Origin of the sequence: Mesorhizobium yinganensis, from assembly GCF_040081985.1 — a bacterium.
Taxonomy (GTDB): domain Bacteria; phylum Pseudomonadota; class Alphaproteobacteria; order Rhizobiales; family Rhizobiaceae; genus Kumtagia; species Kumtagia yinganensis.
Genome location: NZ_JBEBMH010000010.1, coordinates 225,628 through 242,140 on the forward strand (window position 1 = coordinate 225,628; position 16,513 = coordinate 242,140).

The window sequence follows — 16,513 nt, forward strand, 5'->3', positions numbered from 1 at the left end:
CGCAATTGGACCAAACAAGGGTTCGGTCGGTGCAAGGAGGGGCAGTCGGCAATGGGCAGTCGGCAGTCGGAACATGTTGAGGCACGGTAGAAACCGGCGCAGCTTTGAAGGAGCCGACCTACTGCATACTGCCTACTGCCTACTGCCTACTGCCCATTCCCAATCTCAAGCAGCCCTCGGCGCGTTGCCGCGACCGCGGAACGGCCGCTTCTTGCCGCCGAAACGCTTTTCGCCGGCCGGCTGACCGGCGGCGGGACGGCCCTCGCCCGCCGGCTTGCCGGCGAAGCGCGGCTGGTCGGCCTGCCCGCCGAAACGCTCGCCCTGCCCGCCGAAACGCTTGCCGCCAGGCTTGCCGGAGAACGGCTTCTTGCCCTGGCGCGGCTTGTCGCCGCCGGGACGGCCGGCGCGGTGATGCTCGCGCGGCTGCGCGGTATCCCGGTCGGCGCGCTGCTCATGGCTGCGCTGCTCGGGCTGCGGGTCCGGCTCGCCGAGATGATCGGCCAGCACCTGTAGCTTCATGCGGATGATGCGCTCGACCGAACGCAGTTTTGCGTTCTCGTTGGGATCGCAGAGCGTGATCGCGATACCGTCGGCGCCGTTGCGGCCGGTGCGGCCGATGCGGTGCACGTAGCTCTCGGCCTCATCCGGCAGGTCGAAGTTGATGACATGCGAGATGCCGGGCACGTCGATGCCGCGCGCCGCGATGTCGGTGGCGACAAGGATGCGCACCGAGCCGTCGCGAAAGCCGTTGAGCGCCTTCTGGCGGGCGTTCTGGGATTTGTTGCCGTGGATCACGGCGGCCTGGAAACCGTCGCGCTCGAGATCACGCACGACGCGGTCGGCGCCGTGTTTTGTGCGCGCGAACACCAGCACCGAGCTGATCGCAGGGTCCGCCAGCATCGCCGACAGCACCTTGCGCTTCTGCTTCAGGCGGGCAAGCACGACGCTTTGCTTGATCTCGGCAGCGGTCGTGCCTTGCGGCGCGACCTCGACATGTACGGGATCCTTGAGGATGCCACGGGCAAGCTGCTCGATCTCGGCCGGCATGGTGGCGGAAAACAGCGCCGTCTGGCGGTCGGAATGCGTCGCCTTGGCGATGCGCTTGACGTCGTTGATGAAACCCATGTCGAGCATGCGGTCCGCTTCATCGAGCACCAGCCAGCGGGTCTCGTTGAGTTTCACCTCGCCCTCGCGCACCAGGTCGGTCAGACGGCCCGGCGTGGCGATCAGAATGTCCACGCCCTGCGCCATGCGTTTGACCTGGCTGTTGCGCGACACGCCGCCAAGCACCAGCGCGGTGGAGATATGCATGCCCTTGGCGAGCACACGAATGGTCTCCTCGATCTGCACGGCGAGTTCGCGCGTCGGGGCCAAGATCAACGCCCGTGCGGTGCGCGGCAGCCGCTTGGTGCCGAGCGCGGTGATTTTTGCCAGGATCGGCAGGCTGAAAGCTGCCGTCTTGCCCGAGCCGGTCTGGGCGACGCCCAGAATGTCGCGGCCGGCAAGCTGCGGCGGGATCGCCTGCGTCTGGATCGGCTTCGGCATGTCGAAGCCGGCATTCTCGGTGGCCTTCAACAACGCACCAGTGATTCCGAGGGATGCGAAACCATCGAGGTTCGCGGAAATTTCAATATCCAAGTTCTTCTTCTTTCGCGCGGCGTTGCGGCCGCGAATGATCCGTCCCGGCGGGGCGCAACCCGCCGTCGACGATGATTTCATGAAACGACAAGGCGGCGGGCGAATCTTTGCCCGCGCGGCTGCGCTGTCGTGCCCGCGCTTCAGAAATCGCGGGGCTTCGTCTCCGAACCGATTTTTCGGGGAGGAGAGCTACAGACGCAACCAGTCCCATCCGATGGGGAAAGCCGCAAATCGCGCGGCCCAAGCGCCTTGTGACCGCGCATATGGCTGATATGGCGCGGAATTGCAAGCCGTGCTTGTGCATTGCAGCAATGCCGAGGCGCCTACGGGCAGGTTTCATCGGCGCCACGCTGCCTTTCGGCCCTGGCCATTGAAGAGAGTCGGGAAGCGGGGCGCGAGGCCGAGCCTCTGGGAATTGATGGGTAACTACGTGGCGCGGTTGTCTCGCGCCCCGCCGGTTTCTGCGCCGCGTTCGGCCGGTCATACGGTCTCGCAGTGAGTCGGGTCCCGATGGTAAGACCTGCTGTTCGCCTCAGAGCTGTCCGCGCGGTTTTCCGCATCCAGGCCGAACATTCGCGTTCGCCCCGGAACTCCGGCCTGCCGGGCGCCCAAGGCAATAGGGCTACCACACCCAACCGCCAAGGCACCGCCGCCCTCCCGTGCCTCCGGTTCTAGACCCGGTTCCCGCAAGGACGATGACCGCATTATGCCGGAGCCAACATGGGCGGGGATGAGATTGCCGGAAAAACCCTCCAGGCCGCAGCCGAGGCAAAGACAACCGCAATAAATTCAATGGCTTGTCTTCAACGATGTCAGGAGAGAACGATAAAATCCAGTGTGTTCATCCCCTCTTCAGGCTTCCACTTCAATAAAAAAGCCGCCCCGAAGAGCGGCTTTCGATATCCGGCCTGCCGGAACGATGGAGAAAACTATTCCGCGTCGGCTTCCTTGGCGGCGGCCTTCTTCTTGGCCGGAGCCTTCTTCTTCGGCTCCTCGGCGGTCTCCTCCGAGGCGGCCTCGGCCTTGGCCGCGGCCTTCTTGGCCTTGCCGGCCGGCTTGGCCGCCGCGACGGCGTCCTCGTCCTCGGCCATCAGTTCTTCCTTGCTGACCTTCTGGTCGGTCACCGAAATCTGGCCGAGCAGGTGGTCGACCACCTTCTCCTCGAAGATCGGCGCGCGCAGCGTCGTCAGCGCGGCGGCATTGTTGCGGTAATATTCGAAGATGCCCTGCTGCTGGTCGGCGGGGAAGCGGCGGATGAACTCGAACAGCGCGCGCTGCAACTCCTCGTCGGAAACCTGCACGCCGGCCTTCTCGCCGATTTCGGCCAGCACGAGGCCGAGCCGCACGCGGCGCTCGGCAAGCTTCATATAGTCGGCGCGGGCTTCTTCCTCGGTGGTCTCCTCGTCGGCGAAGGTACGGCCGGCGGCTTCGAGGTCGCGGTTGACCTGGGCCCAGATGTTGTTGAACTCGGCCTCGACCAGCTTGGACGGCGCCTCGAAGGAGTAGGATGCGTCGAGCTGGTCGAGCAACTGGCGCTTCACCTTCTGGCGGGTCATCGAGCCGAACTGGCTCTCGATCTGGCCCTTAACGATCTCGCGCAGGCGCTCGAGCGATTCGAGGCCGAGGCTCTTGGCCGTCTCGTCATTGACCTCGAGCGCACCGGGAGCCGCGACTTCCTTGACGCTCACGTCGAAGGTGGCTTCCTTGCCGGCCAGATTGGCGGCCTGGTAGTTTTCCGGGAAGGTCACGGTGACCTGCTTCTCATCGCCGGCCTTGGCGCCGACAAGCTGGTCCTCGAAGCCGGGGATGAATTCCTTGGAGCCGAGCACCAGCGGCTGGCCGGTTCCGGCGCCGCCGGAAAAAGCCTCGCCGCCGATCTTGCCGAGATAGTCGATGGTGACGCGGTCACCCATCGCGGCTTCGCCTTCCTTGACCTCGTAGCTGCGGGTCGATTCGGCGACACGCTTGACCTGCTCGTCGATCTCGTCTTCCGGCACGTCATAGACCGGACGGGTCACGGCGATGCTGGTGAAATCCTTGATGTCGAAGGCCGGGATGATCTCGTAGGCGAGCTTGAACTCGAAGTCGGCGCCGCCGGACAGGATCTTGTCGGCTTCCTTTTCGTCCTCGGTCATGGTGACCTCGGGCTGCATGGCGGCCTTCTCGCCACGGTCGGAGACGATGCTGCGCGGCGTGTCCGAGAGAATCTCGTTGACCACCTCGGCCATGAACGACTTGCCGTACATCTTGCGCAGATGCTGGAGCGGCACCTTGCCCGGACGGAAGCCGTTGATGCGGGCCTTGCCGCGGGCAGTCTCCAGCCGCGCGACCAGTTTCGATTCCAGATCGCCGGCGGGCACCTTGACGGTGATCTCGCGCTTCAGGCCGGAATTCAGTGTCTCGGTAACCTGCATCATAAAACCTTTGTTATCTCGGAAGGACCGCGGCGGCGAAACCGTCCGCGTCCCTGATCTCTTTGCCGGGCGGCGATCTGGCGTTAGGAGAAACGAGACCCAGCTTCCTTCGGGAATCCAGGAAGAGATGCTCTCACCTGCGCTCCAGATATTCCGGTAAGTCTTTGTTCTTCCTGCTTCTTACCGCGAATTTCCGAAGCGGACTGTCACATCCCGTCACTTTTGTGACGCCTTTTGTCACAGGAGTGTGGCTTTTTCAACTCTCTTCGCGACTTTCAAGAGCGCGACAAACCGGCAGAGCTCGCCATTCGCAGGCAGACGATCGGCGTTCCGCAGCGGCACCGGGCGGGCCGGCGTCTGTCGTGGCCGGGAAGCTCCCGCCTCAGAAAAGATAAGGCATGCGCCGGACGCCGCCATAGAGCGCGAAACGCTCCGCCCCCGGCCTGCCGTCGCCGCGACGGTGAAAGCCATAGGTGTCGGCGATGACGAGCGTGTTGCCCCGCACCGCGAATGTTTGGGGCTCGGCGAAACCCAGGGCGCTCAACTCGTCCTCGGCAATGCGGAAAGCACCGCCCTTCCCGACGGTCCGCGCCGAAACCGCGACGCTGCGCCGATGCTCCCAGGAAAGCCGCGCGGAAGAAGTCCGATTCGAGCCGGGCACGTAGATGAACGGACCATCCTCGGCCGACACGTCCTCGACGAAATACCAGAGCTTCAAGGTCGGATGGAATGTGTCGCGGTGGAAATCCTTCTGGTCGTCATGGTTGGTCTCGTCGCCGAAGCGCGTGTAATAAAGCTGCAGGGCGCGGGGATTGAAGCCAAAACCGAGCGCCGTCTTGAACAGGCGGCGAAACCGCTTCGAGCGAACCAGCGCGAAACTTGCCGGCGTCCGGTTCTGATCGAGCGTTACGAAGCGGTTGAGCGTGCCGCCGTCGAAGCGGTCGAAGCCGATGTCGTCAAGATTCTTGCGCTGGCCAAAGCCTTTTTGCGTGTTCTCGTGGAAGGGGAAGCGCTCGAAGCTGTCGCGGATCGTGCCGACGATCTCGTCCCGCATTCTTGCGAATTCATCGGGGGGCAGGAAATCCGGGATGGCGACCACGCCCTCCCGGCGCAATTGCTGGATCGAGGCGCGGTCATCCCGATGCGGGATGTTGCGGAGCCGGCGAAAGCGGTCAAAGGCGGTGGCGAGCAGGATGCGTCCGACATGCAGTCCCATGCGGTTGGCGAGCGGGTTGCCGATCCACGGGTGAGCAAAATTCTTCTCGGCGGTGAGGATCGCAATCGGCCCAGGCAACATCTTCTTGGGCGCCGCCTTCTTTCCGCCGACCGTATTGACCTTCTGCATCCGTCCTTCCCACTTTTTGCGCGCCGCAAGAGTTGGCGCGTCCGCAAAGCGCGGTCGTTTTCTAGCACATCGATGCAGCACGGGCCAATTGCCGGAGGCGTTCGGTATGGCACGGACGGTAGAATAGAGGCCTCCGTCCAGGGCCGTGCCTGTCAGCGATCGTTGAAAAGAGAATCTGGTGCAGTTGAGGGGAACAACCTAGAAACTTCGCCAGTGTTCTCCATCCTCCAAGAACTAGAGGAATGGGATAGGCATCTCAAGACTTTACCGGAAGTTACCCACACGCTCCGGCAATTCGAGGCGGCGGCTCGGGGCTTGAGCGAAAGCCCCGGCGATGACGAAACGCCTTCTCGTGCTCCAGCCCGAAGGACGGGGCCTCGCCGCTCGGGGCCAAGCCTATGAGCGGGAAAGCTCGGGCTGCGGAGCGTGCTTCGCCGGCCTTCGGGAAAGCGTCAAAGGAGGAGGCTGCGGAGGACGAACGCTCGTCCGGCCGCAACACATCGCCGGTGACGCTGAGGTTGACCGAAACCGAACGGGCGACGCTGGAAGAGCTGGCCGTCGGGATGACGCTCAGCACCTATATCCGCGCCTGCCTGTTTGCGCGTGAGGAAAAACGCAGGAAGCGCCGACCCGGCTCGGTGATCGCCGACAAGAAGGCGGTCGCGGAGGCACTGGCCCTGCTGGGGCAGTCGCGTATTGCCAACAACCTCAATCAACTCGCCTATCAGGCCAATATCGGGGCTCTGAGGATCGAAGACCGCGAGCGGGCCATGATCGACGAGGCCTATGAATATGTCCTCTCTATCCGCGCTTCGCTGGTCGCTGCCCTCGGGCGGGACCGATGATCCTAGAAGGCAACGAGCGCGGGTTCGGCGCAGAGCTTGCGCGGCATCTGCTGAACCGGCGCGACAACGACCATGTGACGGTGCATGCCGTCGAGGGTTTCGTGGCGAGCGATCTCGCCGGCGCCTTTGCCGAGAGCGCAGCCATCGCGCAAGGCACGCAATGCCAAAAATACCTGTTCTCGTTGTCGCTGAACCCGCCGCCCGAGGCCGAGGTCTCGGTCGCCGAATTCGAAGACGCGATTGACCGCGCCGAGAAGAAGCTCGGACTCGTCGGCCAGCCGCGCGCCATCGTCTTTCATGAGAAGCATGGCAGGCTGCATGCCCATTGCGTGTGGTCGCGCATCGATGCGAGCCGAATGCGCTCCATCAACATCGCCCATAGCAAGCGCAAGCTGATGGATATCTCGATCGCGCTCTACCGCGAACACCGCTGGACGATGCCGGAAGGGTTTCAAGACCATATCCGACGCGATCCGCTCAACTTCTCGCGCACGGAAGCAGGACAGGCGAAGAAGGCTGGTCACGATCCGAAGGCGGTCAAGAACCTGTTCCAGCGCTGCTGGGAGCGGTCGGATTCGCGTGCAGGTTTCGCTGCGGCCCTTTGGGCGGAGGGCTATTGCCTGGCACGCGGCGACCGGCGCGGTTTCGTCGCGGTCGATGCCAGGGGCAAGATTTGGTCGCTGTCGCGCTGGTGCGGGATCAAGACCAAGGAATTGCGCAGCCGGCTCGGCGAGCCGGACGACTTGCCCACTGCTGAGAAGGCGTTGCGCCTCTTCGAGGGCATTCCGGTTCCGGAGCAGAGCACGAAGGCTCCGCCTCTCGATCCCGAGTTCGAGGAAAGCCGTATACGGCTTGTCGAAGAGCAGCGGCGTGAACGTGACGCGCTCATGGCTGCGCAAGAACAGCGCACGGCTGCCGAAAACAGAGCGAGGCAGGCGCGCCTGCCGACCGGGTTGAAAGCCGTCTGGTTCCGGCTCAACGGCCGCTATGGCCGTCTGGTCGATGAGCTGGCACGCGATGCCGCTGCCTGCGCAATCCGCGACCGGAATGAACGGCAGGCGCTGGTCCAGCGGCACATTGAAGCCCGCCGCAATCTCGAACGCCGCCGGACGGTGGACCTCACCAAATCGCTCGATGCGATATTCCTCGCGGCAACGCAGCCCGATCTTCGACAACAATTCGTCATGCCGAAAGAGGCCTTGGCGTTCACCCAGGCCGAGCTTGAACGGAAGCCGTCGCTCATCCTGGCGCATCTGTCACACAAGCAGGCACGATTCTCGGATACGGATGTCAAACGGGCGCTGGCAACCTTCATCGACAATCCGCTCGTGCTCCGCATCGCCATCGACAAGGCGCTGGCAGCACCCGAACTTGTACGGCTGGATGCAGGTGATTGCACCACGCAGGATTATCAGGATGCCGGACACAAGCTCGAAGCGGCCGTGTCGGCTCTCACCGCATCCGGCGGCTTTGCCGTAGCCAGACGTCATGTCGACCAGGCAGTCCAGGAACAGGATTCGCGCATGCAGGAACGCTTCGGCGGATGCCTGAGCAACGAGCAGAAGGCGGCGCTATCGCATATTCTCGGCGACCGCGGATTTTGCTGCGTGGTCGGCCTTGCCGGTTCCGGCAAGAGCACGATGCTGGATACGGCGCGTCAGGCCTGGGCGCGGCAAGGCGTGCGCGTTAATGGCGCCGCCCTCTCCGGCAAGGCGGCGGAAGGAATGCAAAATGCCTCCGGCATCGAGAGCCGCACTCTGGCGTCGCTGGAGACCAGTTGGAAGAACGGCTACGAACCGATCGCGCGCGGCGACGTGCTCGTCGTTGATGAGGCGGGAATGGTTGGCACACGGCAATTGATGCGCGTCGCCGAAAAGCTTCGACAGGTTGGCGCTAAGTTGGTGCTCGTCGGCGACCCAGGCCAGTTGCAACCCATCGAGGCGGGCACGCCGTTCCGCGGGCTGATCGAACGTCATGGCGCGACACGGCTCAACGAGATCCACCGGCAGAAAGCGCCGTGGCAACGTCATGCTTCGCGCGATCTTGCCGAAGGCCGGTTGCGGGAAGCGTTGGGCGCCTACGATGCCGACGGTTCTGTTCGCCATTGCGCGAAGCGGGAAACCGCGCTTGCCGCCTTGCTGGAGCAGTATCTGGGCGACCGCGCGGTGGACGGTCCTGCCGTCACGCGACTCGCTTTCGCCCATCGGCGCAAGGATGTGTTCGCGCTCAATCAGGCGATACGGCAAGCCTTGCGCGCATCGGGCGAGCCCACGCCGGAAACGATCGTGGCAACTGAAACCGGCCCGCGCGCCTTCGCACGGGGAGACCGCATCGTCTTCACCCGCAACGACAAGGACGTGGGTATGAAGAATGGCATGCTGGGCACAGTCGAGACTGTGGACGAAGGTCACCTCAGCGTGCTTCTCGACAGCGAAGACGGCACGCCGCGCCGCGTCACGTTCAACCCGGAAAGCTATCGCAGCTTCGATCATGGCTATGCGGTGACGATCCATAAATCGCAGGGCGCGACGGTGGACCGCGCCTATGTCCTTTTCTCGCGCACTATGGATGCGCCGCTGACCTATGTCGCCATGACGCGACACCGCGATGCGATGCGCTTGTACATCAACGGCGAGGACCGACCCGCGTGGGTGGAACCGGACGTCGGTTCCCATCCGTGGCAGCGACCGGTCCGTGCACGAACCTTCGATTGGTCATGACGCACCGGACGGCGAGCGGGCACCCTGGCGAAGCCTTTCGGTCGCCGTGGCATGGGGGCGCCCGTCGAACTCGATGCCCAGCCAATCACGGCCGCAATCGCGCGCTGCGACCAGCGTCGAGCCGGAGCCGCAGAACGGATCGAGCGCCAACCCGCCAGACGGGCAGAATGACTTGATCGGTTGGATCATCGAATCCACGGGCTTTTGCCTCGGATGCAGGCGGTGCGCATCAGGGTATGTGAAGCGGGTTCGGCGTCTCAGGCCGAAATAGGTACCGAGCTGGGGGACAATACCGGTGGTCCGAGATCGGCTGTTTGTTCATCGAGCAGTACCACCGTCCCACGTAAAACCGCGCAAGTCGCAGTCTTGAAAAGGTTGGCGTCGCCCGTTCTCGTGCGGATACGCACTCCGACGACGTTTATGTCCTTCCGTCCTGCATCGACGAATACGTTTCATCCCGATCGTTGAAGAATGTCTGGCAAAAATGAAGAGCTCGTTGGAAGACTCCCGGGTTGGAAGCGCTTGACAAAACTCCCATATGGTGAGAGTTATAAACTCACACTAAATGGGAGTTAAGAGATGGCCCGACCTGTTCGGACGTCACCTGACCGCTTCACCTCGCGTGAGATTGCCCTGGCGGCACGCCTGTCGGCGCGGAATATGGGCTTGCTCATTGAGGAGGGTCTTGCGCCCACGGCCGTCGAGGGTGGCGCAGGCAAGTCGGGGAATCGCCAGTATGATGGCGCGGCGCTGGCCCAGGCTGCTTTGGTGGGAAGCTTGCAGAGCGCTGGATTTGAGTTGCTTGTTTCGGCGCGTCTGGCCGCGGCTTTTGCCGATGACTATGGGGCGAGCTACGGGCGACTGCCCGCAAACCTCAATTCGTTCCTGCAGCCGCCCTTGAACACTGAAAAATCACTGCCGTGGGGCAAGACGCCAGACGATCCCGCCATCAGTTTCGAGCAGGATTTCTGGCTTCACCACCTGCTGCGCAACAGATCGGCCAACTATCTGCGTGGAAAGGCAATCACCGGCGACTTCATCGTCGAGATCGCTGATCACGCCTACGTCATGACGCGCAACTTCGGCCTCGACAAGATCAAGGTATTCTCTCCGGTTTCACGAGACGGCCTGCCTGTCAGTATCGAGTACCGGATTGCGGGACGTGGATCGTCAGCGCGCATCGTGCCGGCCCATATGGAGGTGAATAGCTTGGACTTCTCTATAGATCCGGTTTCGGCGGAACAGATGCGCCGCTTGGAGCAAGACTACCTGAGAGGGCGCAGAGATGCCGAGACGATCGTGAACATCAATCTGTCGCTTGCGATTCGTAACGCGTTCGATCGGGTGCAGGACGAGCGTGAGACAAGAGGTGACCCGTTTGAGCCCTTGTTGGTCAAGCCAGAGAGGTAGCCCACCGGCAATGCCTACGCTCGCAGAAGCGATGGATGCGGAGAAACTCCGCCAGATGCGCCTCGTCAGAACCGGCGCCTGTTTCCCAGCAGAAGCCAGGACGGGAACCAGAGAACCTCATGACGCTCGGTTGTCGATTGTCACTCGGTGCTTGGTGGAGTTAGCGATGCGTTTCGCCACCAGATTTTCTCGCCGTTTGCGATTTTGATCAATTCAAGCAGCGCCTCGGACGCCGGATCACGAATGAATATCAGGTAGTCGGGCGCAATCTTGTCAGGAAGCATAATGGCTTCGGCGAAGGCTCCCATCAGGTCATTGCAGGCAGAGATTGTGCCGAGCACGATGTGGGCGATCCAGGGCAATACGGAGACGATATTGTCGTTGTAGTGGTCCTCGGGGTGCCATGTCACATCGCTAAAGGGATGGCGCGTGGGTTGAACGCAAAAGCCTTTTTCCGTCGTGAACACCACTTCCATGCTCTTCCCGCCGTGGACGATACTGTCGCGCGTTCTGAGCAAGGAAATGAAGAACGCGGCATGTTTTGCGTACTTATCCGCGACTGTTCGCGGCATCGCGTAGCGTTCCGTCAGGTGCTCAGGTGGATACGGCGTTGACCGGTCTTTCGTCACCATCTTTGTGAATGTGTCTGGTATCTGGTGGCGCCGTCGCCGCTTCTCCTCGTCGGCATCGCTGAGACGGACGAACGTGTTCCAAATCTTGGCGATGGCTTCCTGCAGCAGATCGAACACGGATCGCGCCACCGTCGTGAGGTACTCCAATTCTGTCGCGGCAAACGAGGACACCAATGTTTCTGGGCCACGGTCACGCGTAAGGAACAGGTGCTTTAGCTTGGCGACGCTCGTTCCCATCGCGTGAAAGTCGTCGCATATGCCGCTTATGCACGGCACGATCTCGGGCCAGCTTGCTCGCTGCCACATGAGATCGACGAAGAATATCCAGATGTCGGTCTCTTTCGCAGCCTGCTTGGCGACGTAGTTGGAACGCGCTGCGTCGACGATTTTCACTTCGAGGAGCCGCCCATCGCGCGCATCGAGCCAGTGATGCCAGGCAACGCCATCCCAAAGCGGCAGAAGGGGCAAGGTCCGCCCGCCGATAACCTCTGGCCTGAGGTAGGTTATCTTCTGAAGTTCAGTGAGCAGCATGCCTGACACGCTCGTTGATTGTCTTGTGACTGTCATCCAACGCACCAGCAGCACTTGCTACTGCCCGGAACCGCACAGTTAGAGCATTGCCGCTTGGAAGCCAACATTCGAAGGTCAGCTATCGAAGTTCCAAGCTATCACCGGACGGTCGAGTATCGGCCGTGTTCGTGACCGATCGACAGCTGTGGCAGCAACGTTGCCTTCGCGATGAGGGGACGCGCCTTATGGGGCGCCCTGCTCATGGGCGAGCAGCCAGTTCGCGGCCTGGCTCGCCTTGGACGCGGCGGTGAAGATGGCGCGCTTGTCGCCCTTGAGGATAGTCAGCCAGTGCGCGACGTACTGCGCGTGATCGGCGCGCGGTTCGGGTGTGATGGCAAGTTCGCTGCACAGGAAGGCGGCGCCCAGCTCGGCGACGAGTTCTTCGACGGCGTAGGCTTCGATTCTGAAGCGATTCGAGAGACGGCGGTCGAGACGAGACTTGCTTCCCGACCAGTGGACGAGCTCGTGGCAGAGGGTGCTGTAGAACGCTTCGGCGGGCGTCGAGGTATCGGTGCCGATGAAGCGGCAGCGTTCCGGCATGCGGATGACGTCGAGCGCGGGAATGTAGCAGGCCTCGTCACCGCCTTCCTCGATCTTTGCGCCAGTGGCTTTGGCGAACTGCTCGGCCCGCGAGATCGGATCGAAGGCCGGTGTCTCGGGCAGCGTTGCCGCAACCCCGGCTTTGAAGTTGTCGACCTGAGCGGCGTTGAAGACGTGGCTAGCGCGGGCAATCAGCCGTTCGGCGGATTCAGTTTCGCCGGTTTCCTCGTTGATCTGCTCGATGTCGAGCCGTTTGTAGAAGACGATAAGCGAGGACTTTTCGCCGCGCCGGACTTGCGCGCCGTGCTCCTGCCATTGGCGATACGTTCCCCAGAGGTGGGAGGGATAGTCGGACGCCTGTGCCGACAGCCAAAGCGAGAGGATGTTCACGCCGCTGTAGGGTTTCCCGGAGGCGATGTTGACGGGAATTGCGAAGCTGCCGCCCGTGCTTTTGAACCACGGAAGGCGGAACTCTCCGGCGGTGTCGATGGCTGCGACGATGCGGTCGGTGATTTCCTGATAGACGTCGAATTTCTCCTTGGCGGGCATGACGTTTCTCCTTCTGCCGTGAGACCGCGACTGTCGCGGCCTGATGGCGTCCGGATGGGCGGATGGTGGGCGGACCTGCACCCCGAGCGAAGCGAGCGGGCGGGCGAAGCGGAAAGACGGCGTGATGCCGTTGCGGGGACGAAAACTGTCCGCCAGGAACGCCAGCAACGCAGGCCGCTACGGCGCGGATAGGCGCACGGAAACTGATTGGCTGCATCGGAAGACTGGCGGCTAGCCCAGGCAACCTGGCATCATGGGCAATGTGTGCAGCGCAGGAGCCTGTCCGCCTGGATGTCAGTAAGACGGCGCTACGATCGTATTCCATCGCCTTGCGGTGTTGCAGCGCAGCAGACGAATCCGCACACTGGCCAAGTTCAGATTATCTCAAGCTGGCTGGGACGATGAAAGAAAGTATCAGAAATAGGCGGATGCCGAAGGCGCGATGCTGATCGGTTATGCGCGCGTGTCGACAAGAAGACAGCGATTGGACCTCCAGCAGAAGGCGCTGGAGGCGGCTAAGTGCGACATGGTCATTTCCGAGTGGCTGTCAGGCGCTGCCGGTATCGGCAAGGGACTGCTCGCCGCCATCGGAAGCTGCCGCCGGGGCGACACCCTCGTCGTGTGGAAGCTCGACCGTGTGAGCCGCAATCTGCGCGAGCTCTTGGCGGTGCATGACGTGCTGATCAAACGCGGCATCATTCTCAAGGTGCTGACCGGCGCGGCATCGGCCATCGACCTTACACAGATCGAAGGAACGGCGCTCTATGCGATCTACTCGGCGGTTGCCGAATTGGAACGCGACTTGAACCGAGGGCGGACGCTAGCTGGTTTGAACGTGACCTTGAACCGCGGGATAAAATCAGCGGTCGGCGTTAGCAGCGGGCGTGCCGGAAAGGTGGTGCGCGAACAGCGGAAGCGCAAGCGTCTGCGATGTGCCTTCAATCGTATCGGACGGCTACAGGGGATGGATCGAACCGGCTAAAGCTGAAGCTGCACGTGCGCCGCATCTGCATGGGCCGGTTGCGACCAATCTGCGAAAAGCGGAGTCATGGTCCGGCGGGACCTGTCGGCAAGGACGCGCCCCGTGGGACTGCGCGGAGCTCAACGTCTATAGCCGCCTCTGCCTCTGGTTTGGGCCTATCGTTATCTCGATCGAGCGTCGCCTTCACCCGCTCCGGCATCGCGTCGCCTAGCTCCTTGTCGAGCGCATCAAGCTCGTCCTTTGTCAGGGCCGGGTCGTCGAGGCGTTCGCGCGCACCATCGAGCTTCTCCTGAAACTCAATCAGATCCCGACGCTCATCGACGAGTTCTGCCTCTTCGCGCTTCGCGTCCAGAAGGTCTTCCCAACGCGGTTTTCGGTTGTCGATTTCAAGCGGGTCGACTTCTTCCGGTTTCAGCTCGGCGCCGTTTTCGTCGAAGACCTTCGTGCCGTCGCGAGTCTTGAATACACGCCGGCCGTCAGGCAGCGTGTGGGCCTCCAGCATCATATCTTCTATTCGATCGCGCACGGCTTGGAGGTCCACGTCATTCGCCATGAGCGCATCGACGGTTGCCGCATCATAGGTGTCGAGCTTGACCCCGAAATCGGCGATTTCAGTGTTGCTCGCCAAAACTTCGGCAATAGCCGCAAGTTCGCCATCCTCGCGCTGGTCTTCGGATTTGTCTTTTTCGCGTCTATCCTTCAACTGCTTGTCATCGCGAAGACGCTCCTCAAGTTCGCGCGTGACTGCTGCCTTTCGCGCGAACTCCAATCTCCACAATGACTGTGCGACAGGCTCCATCTACGCTCCACATTTCGTGGCAACGAGCGCGCCTACTATCTGTCCCGGAAGCACGTCGGGATAACGCTCGAACGCTTCCCGGATTTTGTCACGGCTGCCTTTATCGTCATAGAACCAGCGATAGATGCAGGAACGGCCGGCAGGGTCCTTGTTGTCCTTGATGTAGCGCGCATGGGCCAATCCCTCGATGATGCCGGCGAGCTAGACCACGCGCTCTTCCGCCGTCATCTTCTCGGCGACGACGCCAGCCGTCATTTCCTGCCCGGCTGCGATACCGCTGCCGGCCACCAGCAGCGCCCCGGCTACCGCGCCCCTTGGAAGTATACGAAGAAGATTAAAATTCGACATTTACGACCGAATTTGTTGAAATTTTCATATTAGTTTCATTTGTGATACTATATAGTACGCGAGTAAGTAGTTTTGGCATTTTTCAGGTAGAAATGCCGGTTTGGGCTGGGTGAGAAACAGGGACACGAAAAGGGTCAATTATGTGACCAAGGCACGGCCCGAGTGAATTTGTTAAGGCATTGAAACGGAATGAAAAAGATTGGATATCTGCGCGTGTCGACCGGCGAGCAGCGGCCCGACCGCCAGATCGACGGGCTGAAAGGGCTCTGTAGCGAATACTTCGTCGAGACCTTGTCGGCCGTCAGCCTCAAGCGGCCGGTCTACGAAAAGGCGATTGGTCTTCTCGGTCCCGGCGACATGCTGGTCATCTGGGATCTGGACCGGGCGTTCCGCTCGGCCAAGGATGCCTTGAACGAGCTGGACCTCCTGCACAAGCGCGGCGTCGCTTTCACCATTGCCAGCCTGAGCATCGATACCACCACGCCGGAAGGCTATTTCGTCTACACCATCATGAGCGGACTGGCCGAATTCGAGCGGCGCATGCTGTCTCGGCGCACAAAGCAGGGGCTGGCCGCCGCTCGTCGGCGTGGCGTCCGTCTCGGTCGCCCGCCCAAACTGACGGACGTTCAGTTGTTCGCTACCCACTGCCGGATTGCCGCCAAAACCGCCACACCGGCACAGATTGCCGCCGAACACGGCATGGCGCCCTGGTCGCTGACGCGGGCCATCAACCGCTCCTTGCGGGCCGCGCGAAACTGATTTTCTGGCAATTTCAGGCGTTTTCGCCTATGATGGATTTCATGAACATGCTCGAAACCATCAGCATCGACGTTTATCCGTGGGCCGCGCCCACGAAGGAGCAGCGCGCCTGGTTCGACGCGCTGTCGCCGGAAGACAAGCGCAAGGCCATTCAGGCCGCCATCGACGAAGGGTTCGAAAGCCCGCTGTCGGACAAGTCCATCGAAGACATCATCCGGGAAGCCCGCTCGGAAACGTAACGCATGCGCCATCGGATTACGGCGCGCGCGGAACGCGACCTCAAGGACATCTACCGCTATACCGTCGAAGCCTTTGGCGACAAGCAGGCAGAAAAATATCTGCGCGAACTTGACGCCGTGTTCGAACTACTCGGCGACTATCCGAACATGGGAAGGGTCTATGAGGGGCGAACACACCAGTTCGTCCACGGCAAGCACATCATCCTTTACCGCATCGGCGCGACAGAGATTGTCATCGGCCGGATTTTCCATGGTGCGCAGCGGCGGGAAAATTGAGTGCCGGCACGGCGCCCACCGGAACGGCATAAGCCAACCGGTGTTACGCACCAGCACATTATCCGATTTTCGCCCTCGCGCGCAGCTCGGATAACATGCGCTCCTGCCGCTCGATTTCGGCGCGAAGCGCGGCCACGCCATCAATCAGGGAGCGGATATTGCGCGGGTCTTCCATCGCTCTACCCGCTGCAAAAGCTGGGTCTGCGTCAAGAGCGGTCGGCGGGGCAAGCCAGCCGCGGGCATTCATCCTGTTGTTGATTTCCGCGAAGAACTGACCCGGGGTTTCCACTGAGAACTGACCCGGGTGGATGATGGGTCTGGGTCAGGTCGGGGTCAAGTTTTTGGTTTTCTCCTTCGCGGGTTTGACGGGTTTTGCCGAACTGTTCCTGAAGCGGAAGCTGTCGTTTCCGGTCTCCAGGATATGGCAATGGTGAGTTAGGCGATCGA

The 16,513-nt window shown here is 61.8% G+C and carries 16 protein-coding genes and 1 pseudogene; 9 read left to right on the forward strand and 8 right to left on the reverse strand.

Annotated features, from left to right (window positions below; all coding sequences use genetic code 11):
• Positions 1-165 precede the first annotated feature (165 nt).
• The 3 genes from ABMA59_RS19750 to ABMA59_RS19760 form a co-directional block, all read right to left on the reverse strand.
• A complete protein-coding gene (locus tag ABMA59_RS19750; RefSeq protein WP_349007086.1) occupies positions 166-1,638 on the reverse strand; it encodes a DEAD/DEAH box helicase in 1,473 nt (490 codons plus the stop codon).
• A gap of 929 nt (positions 1,639-2,567) precedes the next feature.
• Entirely contained in the window at positions 2,568-4,052 is a 1,485-nt protein-coding gene (tig, locus tag ABMA59_RS19755) for a trigger factor (protein WP_349007115.1), read from the reverse strand.
• Between the two features lie 382 nt (positions 4,053-4,434).
• Positions 4,435-5,397, reverse strand: a complete 963-nt coding sequence (locus ABMA59_RS19760; RefSeq protein WP_349007087.1) for a phytanoyl-CoA dioxygenase family protein — start codon at positions 5,395-5,397, stop codon at positions 4,435-4,437.
• 398 nt (positions 5,398-5,795) lie between these two features.
• On the opposite strand from ABMA59_RS19760, the gene ABMA59_RS19765 reads away from it, so the two are divergent.
• From ABMA59_RS19765 to ABMA59_RS19775, 3 genes and pseudogenes are all read left to right on the forward strand, one after another.
• Entirely contained in the window at positions 5,796-6,242 is a 447-nt protein-coding gene (locus ABMA59_RS19765; protein WP_425475949.1) for a plasmid mobilization protein, read from the forward strand.
• Positions 6,239-6,616, forward strand: a pseudogene (locus ABMA59_RS37245) (relaxase/mobilization nuclease domain-containing protein); the annotation flags it as partial. The gene ABMA59_RS19765 and the pseudogene ABMA59_RS37245, both read left to right, overlap by 4 nt.
• Positions 6,617-6,955: 339 nt before the next feature.
• Entirely contained in the window at positions 6,956-8,962 is a 2,007-nt protein-coding gene (locus ABMA59_RS19775) for an AAA family ATPase (protein ID WP_349007090.1), read from the forward strand.
• Here ABMA59_RS19775 and ABMA59_RS19780 read toward each other — a convergent pair.
• Positions 8,957-9,253 carry a DNA methyltransferase gene (locus ABMA59_RS19780; protein WP_349007116.1) on the reverse strand — a complete coding sequence of 99 codons (297 nt, stop codon included), beginning with the start codon at positions 9,251-9,253 and terminating at the stop codon, positions 8,957-8,959. The two genes, ABMA59_RS19775 and ABMA59_RS19780, sit on opposite strands and share 6 nt — an antisense overlap.
• 288 nt (positions 9,254-9,541) lie before the next feature.
• Here ABMA59_RS19780 and ABMA59_RS19785 point away from each other — a divergent pair, with 288 nt between their 5' ends.
• Positions 9,542-10,372 (forward strand): hypothetical protein, encoded by an 831-nt coding sequence (locus tag ABMA59_RS19785; RefSeq protein WP_349007091.1) that lies wholly within the window; start codon positions 9,542-9,544, stop codon positions 10,370-10,372.
• Between the two features lie 140 nt (positions 10,373-10,512).
• Here ABMA59_RS19785 and ABMA59_RS19790 read toward each other — a convergent pair whose 3' ends face one another.
• Positions 10,513-11,535, reverse strand: a complete 1,023-nt coding sequence (locus ABMA59_RS19790) for a hypothetical protein (RefSeq protein WP_349007092.1) — start codon at positions 11,533-11,535, stop codon at positions 10,513-10,515.
• A 222-nt stretch (positions 11,536-11,757) separates the two neighbouring features.
• A complete protein-coding gene (locus tag ABMA59_RS19795) occupies positions 11,758-12,663 on the reverse strand; it encodes an ArdC family protein (protein ID WP_349007093.1) in 906 nt (301 codons plus the stop codon).
• Between the two features lie 442 nt (positions 12,664-13,105).
• Between ABMA59_RS19795 and ABMA59_RS19800 the strand changes: the two genes are divergently transcribed.
• A complete protein-coding gene (locus tag ABMA59_RS19800) occupies positions 13,106-13,645 on the forward strand; it encodes a recombinase family protein (RefSeq protein ID WP_349007094.1) in 540 nt (179 codons plus the stop codon).
• A 64-nt stretch (positions 13,646-13,709) separates the two neighbouring features.
• Here ABMA59_RS19800 and ABMA59_RS19805 read toward each other — a convergent pair whose 3' ends face one another.
• The gene (locus tag ABMA59_RS19805; RefSeq protein WP_349007095.1) at positions 13,710-14,444 is read right to left on the reverse strand and encodes a hypothetical protein; all 735 of its coding nucleotides are present in this window, start codon (positions 14,442-14,444) and stop codon (positions 13,710-13,712) included.
• A gap of 171 nt (positions 14,445-14,615) precedes the next feature.
• Here ABMA59_RS19805 and ABMA59_RS19810 point away from each other — a divergent pair, with 171 nt between their 5' ends.
• The 4 genes from ABMA59_RS19810 (at position 14,616) to ABMA59_RS19825 (ending at position 16,066) form a co-directional block, all read left to right on the forward strand.
• Positions 14,616-14,825 (forward strand): hypothetical protein, encoded by a 210-nt coding sequence (locus ABMA59_RS19810; RefSeq protein WP_349007096.1) that lies wholly within the window; start codon positions 14,616-14,618, stop codon positions 14,823-14,825.
• 156 nt (positions 14,826-14,981) lie between these two features.
• On the forward strand, positions 14,982-15,551 hold the full coding sequence (locus ABMA59_RS19815; RefSeq protein ID WP_349007097.1) for a recombinase family protein: 570 nt from the start codon (positions 14,982-14,984) through the stop codon (positions 15,549-15,551).
• 41 nt (positions 15,552-15,592) lie between these two features.
• The gene (locus tag ABMA59_RS19820) at positions 15,593-15,790 is read left to right on the forward strand and encodes a hypothetical protein (protein WP_349007098.1); all 198 of its coding nucleotides are present in this window, start codon (positions 15,593-15,595) and stop codon (positions 15,788-15,790) included.
• A 3-nt stretch (positions 15,791-15,793) separates the two neighbouring features.
• Positions 15,794-16,066 (forward strand): type II toxin-antitoxin system RelE/ParE family toxin, encoded by a 273-nt coding sequence (locus ABMA59_RS19825; RefSeq protein WP_349007099.1) that lies wholly within the window; start codon positions 15,794-15,796, stop codon positions 16,064-16,066.
• A gap of 322 nt (positions 16,067-16,388) precedes the next feature.
• Here ABMA59_RS19825 and ABMA59_RS19830 read toward each other — a convergent pair.
• Positions 16,389-16,513, reverse strand: a 125-nt coding sequence (locus ABMA59_RS19830) for an ATP-binding protein (RefSeq protein ID WP_349007100.1), incomplete at its 5' end; no start/stop codon positions are given.